Here is an 8,620-nt window from a genome sequence, read left to right as displayed (position 1 = left end):
TCGAGAATTTGAAAATAAAGAAGAACTGGAAAAAGTAGTCAATCAGCTTTTAAATGAAGGGGGATTGATTATTAAATGGAGTAGAAAACTTAAAAATAAGGGTAATGCTGTCAATGTAACTTAAATGCGTAAAAGCTTACCCTTGACTGTGGAAAGTATCAAGAATACCTACGCGGCCAGACGAGGAAAAAGAAAGAGTCGATACGGAGCAAAAAGTAAGCGTGGAGGGATTCCGGGGCGTGTGGATATTCTCCTCTCCCATCTCCCCCGCAACGCGCAGGAAGTGGTCTCCCCACACCCTTCTCCCTTCTCCCCCAATACTATCGGGACGGGGAAGAATTGATCGGGGGTAAAGAAGGAGAAATTTCGCTACCTCGATCGAATATTTCCAGATTCCATTGACCGAAACGATTACTTTCAAAAGCAATAAAACGACCGTTACCACTAATCGTCGGACGACGCACTTCTCCTAAAATATTTTCGGTGATATTTTTTGCTTGCAGAGTTTGTCGATCATAAATATATATATCGGGTTTACCGGACTGTTCCGACACATAAACAATATAGCGACCATCGGCACTAATATCCGGTTGATCTTGATAGGTTTTTGCTTGATTTAACCCCGGTAGGGGAACTAAACGATTAGCCACTCGATCGAATAAATAAACCGTTCGTTGTCCCATGCGATCGGAGGCAAAGACCAGATAACGACCATCGTAGTTAAAACGGGGATTATCTTCAGAGGAAGGGGTATTTAAAGTATTTCCTAAAAGCTGTTGGGGAGGGGTGACAAAACCCGCATCACTACATCCCCCCAGACTGATGATATTAACCGCAAGCAAAAGTCCCAGAAGTTTAGGAAACCTGATCATCGGTCGGCACCGGGGAAGGAAGGATACAACAATTAATATCATCAAGACAAACTTTACCCCAATGCAATGCCCAACGCACCAATTCCACCCGATTATCGGTTTTTGTTTTTGTCAAGATATTACTAATATGATTATCAACGGTACGCTTACTAATCTCCAGCTTTTCCGAGATTTCTTGATTGGTTAAACCATTAGCCACTAAATCGAGTATTTCTAGCTCTCGATCGGATAATGAAGCGGCTGTTTGAAACTTCCCAGCAGACATGAGTATAATTCCTCTCGTATATGTACTTATCATTCTAGAAGAATTTTTTCCCCAGGAATCGATAATCAGTGATCAGTGATCAGTAAACAGTAATCAGTGAAAAGACGGCACTGTTACTGCCATTTGATGATGCACACTTAATACAGATGGTTTGCGGCAAAAAGCTTTTCCTAGGAGCAGGGTGTGGGATGTGGGGTGTGGGGTGTGGGGTTTTATCGATTTTCAGGTGGTCAACTACCTAATTTTCAGGGAAAAAGTCCCGGAATTTTCCCCCCGATCCCCGCAATGGCTGACACTTTAAAACCTTTGTGGACAATGCGTTGAGAGGGATTGTTCCCCTCTCAGACTCAAAACTGATAACTGATAACTGATAACTGATAACTGATAACTGACAAGGCTGGTACTATATAATGAAAAACGCTCCTTAGTTAGATATTGAGAAAAACATGGAAGTTATCCCCGCTATTGATATTCTCGATGGCAAATGTGTGCGACTTTATCAGGGAGATTACCAACAATCGCAGGTTTTTAACGATAATCCCGCAATAGTGGCGCGAGAATGGGTCAATCAGGGGGCAACCAGATTACATTTAGTTGATTTGGATGGAGCCAAAGAGGGTAAATCGGTTAATTTGTCAACTATTGAAACAATTCTTAATGATATTGCCATTCCCGTACAGGTGGGGGGTGGACTGCGGGATGTAGAAACGGTGAGTAATCTCCTAAAAATCGGGGTAGAAAAGGCGATTGTCGGGACAGTAGCCGTAGAAAAGCCCGAATTAGTCAGCGAACTTTGTCAAAGCTTTCCGGGGCAAATAATTGTCGGTATTGATGCTCGCGATGGCAAAGTAGCCACCAGGGGTTGGTTAGAAACCTCCGAGGTAGATGCGATCGCTCTTGGGCAAGATATGGCAAAAAGAGGAGCCAGCACGATTATCTACACTGATATTCATCGAGATGGCACGCTTTCTGGCCCGAATCTCGCCGCTTTGCGAGAATTAGCCGAATCTGTCGAAATTCCCGTAATCGCCTCTGGGGGCATTAGTTCCCTGACGGACCTACTGAGTTTATTGTCTTTGGAACCTTTGGGAGTAACGGGAGTAATCGTGGGCCGCGCCCTTTATACCGGTGCAGTTAACCTCTCGGAAGCGATTAGCGCGATCGGATCGGGCCGTTGGCAGGATCTACCCCCGAATTTTTTCGTTTAACGGACTTGTTTGAGAGTATCCACCTGTTTATTGAACATATCGGTAAATAGTCCCAAAACAGTGCGATTTTCATTGACTTTGATGTTAACGCTCACGGACATCCCCGATTGCAGCGGTAGAGTGGATTGATTTTTCAAAACTAACTCTTGACTGTTCAAGCGTACCCGGACGGGGAACCGATAAAAACGGTGATTTTCGTCGGGAGGTAAAGCATCGGAACCGATCGAGATTACTTCTCCCTTAATATCACCGTATTCACTGTAGGAAAAGGAATCAATGCGAATATCGGCCTTTTGTCCCACGCGCACAAAACCGATGTCTTGGTTAGTCACGTCCACCTCTGCCACTAAACAACCTTTAGCGGCATCTTTGACCTCAGTCGGACAGCCATCGGGAACAATTTTTAATAATGCTTCCGCTTGACTCGGTTGGGGAACAAACCCGGGCCGCGCCTTGAGATCGAAGACCACACCACCGATGGGGGCAGTAATTTTTTGATATTTAATCGTCTGTTGTGCTTGACTAATTTGACTGTCTAGTTCGGCAATGCGCTTGTTGTTATCAATAATAATGCGACTGATCTGACTATCGATTTCAGCGATCCGTTTTTGATTGTCCGCCATTTTATCGCGCACATCTTTTTCCGTGATTACCGTGGTGTTAATCAGCTTTTCTTGTGCTTGGGAAATCAACAGGGAATAACGCTTTTCCTCCTGTTCCAAACGGGAAATTTCGGCGATGCGGGTTTGTACTTCTTTCTCTTGTTTTTCTCGATCGATTTTGCCGTTAGCCTCTTGCTGCTGTAATTCATTCTGGCGATCAGTTACAGATTGTTTTTGTTTATTAATCTGATAACGGGCGATCGCTCCTTCTTCCCCCAAGGGTTCAATATCCTTAAGAATATTACGCTCGATATCCAAGCTTTCTTGGCCCTGTTTCATCGAATTGGCATTACGAGTCTTAATTTCTTCTAAGACGAAGCGATCATTGATTAATTGCGAGCGGGCATCGGCCAACTGTACCCTGGTTTGGGCTAATTGTTTTTCTAATTGTTCCATTTCCAATCTAGCGGCCGCTTGTCGAGAATTGGCCTCCCGTCGGGCAGCCTCTAAACGGGCTAATTGATCTCCTTCTAAAGCAGAGCTAGAGGCACCTTCATTGACCTGTGCTTGATAAAGTTGATTTTCTGCCACCAAAGCAGCACGATTACGGGCTAAATCGGCGATTTCACTCGGTAACTTTAATTGAGTGATCGAACTTTCCACTTGTGCCGGTGTCAGATCCTGCGCCATTAAGAGACGATAGAATTGATTTTCCTTCTCAGCAGTGGTGCGAATTTTTTTCAAAGATTCTAACTGCACTTGCGAGGCACTGGAATCCATTAAAACCAGTACATCACCTTTGTTAACTCGATCGCCGTCTTTAACTTTCACGAACTGTACTACCCCATTCACCGGTGCTTGTACTTCTTGCACTTTCCCCTGGGGTTTAAGTTGTCCTTGGGCGCCCACCACCTGCTCGATTTTGGCGAGCGCTGACCAAATTAAAGCGGCAGTGGTGACACTCATTAATGTCCAGATAATCGTCCGCGACCAAATGGGTGATTGTTTCAGGATCACCGATTGTTCCGGTGGGCTAAAAGTGGGTAAAGAAGGGCTAATACTTTTATTTTTCGTGGTAGTGGCCACGTTTTTACCCGCTTGGGTCAGTTCATCGCTTTTACCGTTGCCATTGCCATTGCCGTTGCCGTTGTGGCCGTTGTTAGAATTACCGTTCATGAAGATTCTCCTATATTTAGGGTTTGCTGAAAAAGTTTTTCGTGGGTGTAGGGTGTGGGGTGTGGGGTGTGGGGTGTGGGGAGAATAAATAAAACTAATCTTCTGACTCCTGACTCCTGATTACTGACTCCTGACTCCTGACTCCTGATAACTGATAACTGATAACTGATAACTGATAACTGATAACTGATAACTGATAACTGATAACTGATAACTGACGACCGACTGACTAGATTTGCGAATCCTGTTGTTTATAGAGAGTATAGTAAAGGCCTTTTTTGGCCATTAATTCCTCGTGGGTGCCTTCCTCCGCTACTGTCCCTTTATCCATCATGACAATAATATCGGCGGATTTGATCGAAGCTAAACGATGGGTAATAAAGAAGACCGTATGATCCTTGAAAGCTTCTTTGAGATTGAGGCACACTTGCCGTTCGGTGTTATAGTCGAGGGCGCTGGTGGCCTCATCAAGAATGAGAATTTGCGGTCTTTGCAGGACGGAACGAGCGATCGCAACCCGTTGTCGTTGTCCCCCCGATAGGGATGCCCCCCGTTCACCGACGCGGGTATTATAGCCATTGGGTAGGGTCATAATAAATTCGTGGGCTGCAGCTGCTCTCGCTGCCGAGACAATTTCCTCCACAGTCGCATCGGGGTTAGTCAGGGCGATATTTTCCTGTACCGTACCGTCAAATAATAGGGTTTCTTGGGGAACCATGCCGATTTGACGACGCAGGGAATAGAGTTCCACTTTGTTGATATCATAGCCATCGATGAGAATCCGTCCCGATTCTGGTTCATAGAGACGGGCTAATAGTTTAGTGATGGTACTTTTCCCGGCGCCACTTTCTCCCACCAAAGCGACAAAAGTACCGGCGGGGAATTCTAAGTTGACGTTGTATAGTTGCAGGGCGCCGTGGGGATTGAAGCGGAAAGCGAGGTTTTCGTAGGTGACAGTGCCTTTAATTAAGGGCATGGGGATGTTTTGGCGATCAAGTTCCGCTTCTTGGGGAGTATCGACGATATCGGCCAATCTTTCTAGGGATAAGCCAGTTTCTTGGAAGTTTTGCCAGAGTTGGGTCAAACGCAGAATCGGCGAGGTAACGTAGGAAGAGATAATCCGGAAGGCAATTAATTGACCAAGAGTGAGTTGTCCGTCTAAAACTAAGGCTGCTCCCACCCACAGCACTAATAAACCCGATAATTGGTTAAAGAAGTGACTAAAGGAACCGGCCAAAGTTGAGGTCATGACCGTTTGAAAACCTTCGGCCACATAGCGCGCATAACGTTCTTGCCACTGCCAACGGGAACGCAATTCGATATTCTGTGCTTTTACTGTTTGGATTCCCGTCATCACCTCCACTAGATAGGATTGGGTTTCGGCGTTTCGTTCCGCTTTTGCTCGCAGTTGTCGCCGCACGATTGGTGCGAAAATAGCTGTGGAGAGAACTAAAATCGGCACGACTCCCAGGGCCCAAACGGTTAGAATCGGACTATAGATCAACATAACCACGATGTAGATAACCGAGAAAATGGCATCTAACACCACCGTTAGGGCTGTACCTGTTAAAAATTGCCGAATATTCTCTAATTCGTTGATTCTTGTCGAAATTTCCCCCACAGGCCGCCGTTCAAAGTATTTCAGGGGTAAGCGCAGCAGGTGATCGATAATTTCTGAACCGAGGGTCATGTCGATGCGGTTAGTGGTATCGACAAAAAGAGATGTTCTCAAAAAGGTTAAAATCCCCTCAAAAACGGCAATTACTAAGAGGAAAACCCCGAGGGTGTTCAGAGTTTCCGGGCTATTCTGCACGATCACTTTATCGATGATCACCTGAATCATCAAGGGATTGGCCAGGGCAAATAACTGCACGAAGAAAGAAGCGATAAAAACTTCTATTAAGACTCGTTTATGTTTCTTGACAGAAGGCCAAAACCATGATAAGCCAAAACGCTGTTGCTGGGTGTGTTTGGTGGGTTTGAGCAGAATTACTTCCCCTTTTTCGTCCCAAGATTCCAGAAATTCGCTGGTTTTGCGTTTAATTATCCCCCGTTCGGGAACGGCGATCGTGGTTTCCCGTTGATTGATTTCGTAGAGGATAACGATGCTGTCTTGCCAGCGAATTAGGGCAGGAGGGTTGATATTGGGCAAGGAAGAAGCATTTAGGGGTACTAATTGGCTATGGAGTCCCACTACCTCGGCCACAGCCCCACACAGGGGCAGGGAAAGGCTGCCAGTTCTTTGCAGTTGATCCCCTAGAATGCGTTGGATCACGTCCTTGCGAAAGGGGATATTAAAATATTTGCAGAGCATCTGAAAACAGGCACTCACCGCCTCTAGTTCCGTTTTTCCCCTGAAAAAAGGATATGACTTGCGGTTTTTCTGGACAGTTTTTTCAAGGTCGATATCGCTGGTGATGTCGCTGATTCTTCCTTGGGGGATATCTAATACCTGGGTGGGTTTATTTCCCTTAATGACTTGGGTTTCCCAGATATCATCCGTTTCTGTTTCCGCAGCCGCTTCGGTTGCAACTGTCAAGAATTCGTCTAACTGGTCGGAGGAAAGACCTAATAAGCGCGTGCTAGTCGGATTATTCTGGGTGATAACTGTGCCGGTAGGATAATTATCAGTATTTTCGCTGACTAACCAGAGATAATCATCGTTAATCTGGTCGTAGGACACACAAGCTTTGTTTAAAAGAGCCTGAGCAATTTCTTTCAGGTCCCCCCCACCCCAGGCCTGTTGATTAAGATAGGAGCCTAGGAGAGCATAAACTTCAGCGATCGAGGTTTCTTTAAAGAAATGTTCCTTAAATTCGGGGTAATTATTGATTAAAGACCAAAAATCCTCTTGTTTTAAGGTTAAACAGATAGTGACTTCCGAAGAAGCGATCACCGTTTCACAGGGGCTACCGCGCAGGAGACTGATCCACCCGAATAAATCCCCCGGCTGCAATTTAGCCAAAGTAACCGGCAACGGATTGTCAACCCTAGCATCGTAACCCAAAAGTCTGGCCTCTCCCTCGTAGAGAAGGACGAGGTGGGAGGGTAAGCGGTCGCACTTGAGGATCGCATTGCCCATCTCATAGCGAAAGGGTTGTAATTTCTGGCCCAGAGAACGTCTAACCTCGACGGGCAGGCGATCAAAGGGCTGTACGGTCTCCAGAAAGGCGGTAAAATCTAAAGTGGTATAACTCATTGGCTAGGCGAAAATTGACTAAGTTGGCAAATAATTAAGCGAAAAGACTAGGTTTACCCAGTGTTGCAAGGAAATGCTATATAATCGATCCCTGCTCGCTATTGACTGGGTTTGATTCGGAGATAAATTTCACTGTTTGCATTTGAGCCGTTAACCATTGTTGGAATAAATCATTGCGTAAGCGTTGACGGGTGGGAGGATCCAGTTCACAGGATAAATATTTTTCCAGTCGGACAATCACGACCCATTCTCCCACTTGCGTCGGTGGCCACAGTTGCCCCGGTTTACAGGCTTTGAGAATTTGCCCAATCTGGGGATGGGGAGTGCTCAGTTCCACAGGTCCGATTAGTCCTCCGGTTTCCGCTTCTGCTCCCTGGGAGTATTTTTTAGCTAGTTCAGCGAAGGTATTTTCTCGATCCTGTATCCGGAAAAATAGTTCCTGGGCAATGCCGATATTTTTTGTCCGAATCAGGGAATAAACCACCTTATCCAATTGATTTTTGACTTGCAAGAAGTAGGATTCTACTTTGTTATCCCAAGTCTCCTGTTTAAATTTTTCCAATTTAATGTCCCGCAGAATTAGATATTCTAGTTGTTCGGAATCCATCCCGTTTTGTCGTAACCAAGATTTCATTTGTTCATCGTTGGCAATTTGATTATTTTGATAGAAACGGGAATAGGCGGCGTTTCTTTCTTCGGGATTGCAGGTGATATTGGCGATCGCTTGCTCGATAATTACTTCCCGGATTAACTGGGGTAACATACCATATTTTGCCAAAAGAGGCAATACCTCTGACTCGCTAATTTTTTGGTCGCCGATTTCAATAATTGAACTCATAATAAATACATTTTCCTCACAGAAATGTTTAAAACTATCAACTCTAGGAGCTTCTAAATTTTATTGAGGTGATTATACGCCAAAACAGCAATTTTAAGGTATCCCTCCCTATTCTAATTTGAGTTTTCCCCTTTGAAAGCCGAAAATTACAGAAATTAAACAAACAAGTCGGTCATCTTGGCGGGTGTGGGGTGTGGGGTGTGGGAAGTGGGGTGTGGGGTGTAGGGTGTGGTGCGATTCGTTGGCTAGAAACTAGACAGTAAGACGTTTAGAGGATTAGCCGCTTGGTAAATGTAGTACCTTGATAACTTGATAACCCTACAGGTGCGGGTTAGTAATAACCTTAGTCCTGTCCTCTAGATGCCTAGAGTGACGGCATTTCCTGCTGCTTTAGACTTGGTACATCTGAGGTAGTGAGCGAGGAAAAAAAGCGGTATCTGATAGCCTAAATCAGAAACCC

General features: G+C 45.2%; 6 protein-coding genes and 2 pseudogenes. 3 read left to right on the top strand and 5 right to left on the bottom strand.

Annotated elements, in window-relative coordinates:
• Both IM509_RS18590 and IM509_RS18585 read left to right on the top strand, forming a co-directional pair.
• Positions 1-124, top strand: a pseudogene (locus IM509_RS18590) (IS630 family transposase); the annotation flags it as partial.
• A gap of 23 nt (positions 125-147) precedes the next feature.
• Positions 148-250, top strand: a pseudogene (locus IM509_RS18585) (IS30 family transposase); the annotation flags it as partial.
• Between the two features lie 70 nt (positions 251-320).
• Here the strand turns inward: IM509_RS18585 and IM509_RS18580 are convergent.
• On the bottom strand, positions 321-872 hold the full coding sequence (locus tag IM509_RS18580) for a TolB family protein (protein ID WP_052278304.1): 552 nt from the start codon (positions 870-872) through the stop codon (positions 321-323).
• Positions 856-1,137 (bottom strand): photosynthetic electron transport-dependent transcriptional regulator PedR, encoded by a 282-nt coding sequence (gene pedR / locus IM509_RS18575; protein WP_002754772.1) that lies wholly within the window; start codon positions 1,135-1,137, stop codon positions 856-858. Before pedR ends, IM509_RS18580 begins: the two co-directional genes overlap by 17 nt.
• Positions 1,138-1,583: 446 nt before the next feature.
• On the opposite strand from pedR, the gene hisA reads away from it, so the two are divergent.
• Positions 1,584-2,345: a 1-(5-phosphoribosyl)-5-[(5-phosphoribosylamino)methylideneamino]imidazole-4-carboxamide isomerase gene (gene hisA, locus IM509_RS18570; protein ID WP_052278303.1), complete on the top strand. Its 762-nt coding sequence runs from the start codon at positions 1,584-1,586 to the stop codon at positions 2,343-2,345.
• Here hisA and IM509_RS18565 read toward each other — a convergent pair.
• The 3 genes from IM509_RS18565 to IM509_RS18555 all read right to left on the bottom strand — a co-directional run bounded on the left by IM509_RS18565 (position 2,342) and on the right by IM509_RS18555 (position 8,160).
• Positions 2,342-4,123, bottom strand: coding sequence for a beta-barrel domain-containing protein (locus tag IM509_RS18565; RefSeq protein ID WP_185238096.1), 1,782 nt, complete (start codon positions 4,121-4,123; stop codon positions 2,342-2,344). The genes hisA and IM509_RS18565 overlap by 4 nt on opposite strands.
• A 229-nt stretch (positions 4,124-4,352) precedes the next feature.
• Positions 4,353-7,322 (bottom strand): peptidase domain-containing ABC transporter, encoded by a 2,970-nt coding sequence (locus tag IM509_RS18560; RefSeq protein WP_052278302.1) that lies wholly within the window; start codon positions 7,320-7,322, stop codon positions 4,353-4,355.
• Between the two features lie 76 nt (positions 7,323-7,398).
• Positions 7,399-8,160: a peptidylprolyl isomerase gene (locus tag IM509_RS18555; RefSeq protein WP_072927341.1), complete on the bottom strand. Its 762-nt coding sequence runs from the start codon at positions 8,158-8,160 to the stop codon at positions 7,399-7,401.
• Between the last annotated feature and the right edge of the window lie 460 nt (positions 8,161-8,620).

Origin of the sequence: Microcystis sp. M31BS1, from assembly GCF_020245285.1 — a bacterium.
Taxonomy (GTDB): Bacteria; Cyanobacteriota; Cyanobacteriia; order Cyanobacteriales; family Microcystaceae; genus Microcystis; species Microcystis panniformis.
Note: the sequence above shows the minus strand (reverse complement) of the source record. Positions and strands in the feature narration are given on the sequence as shown.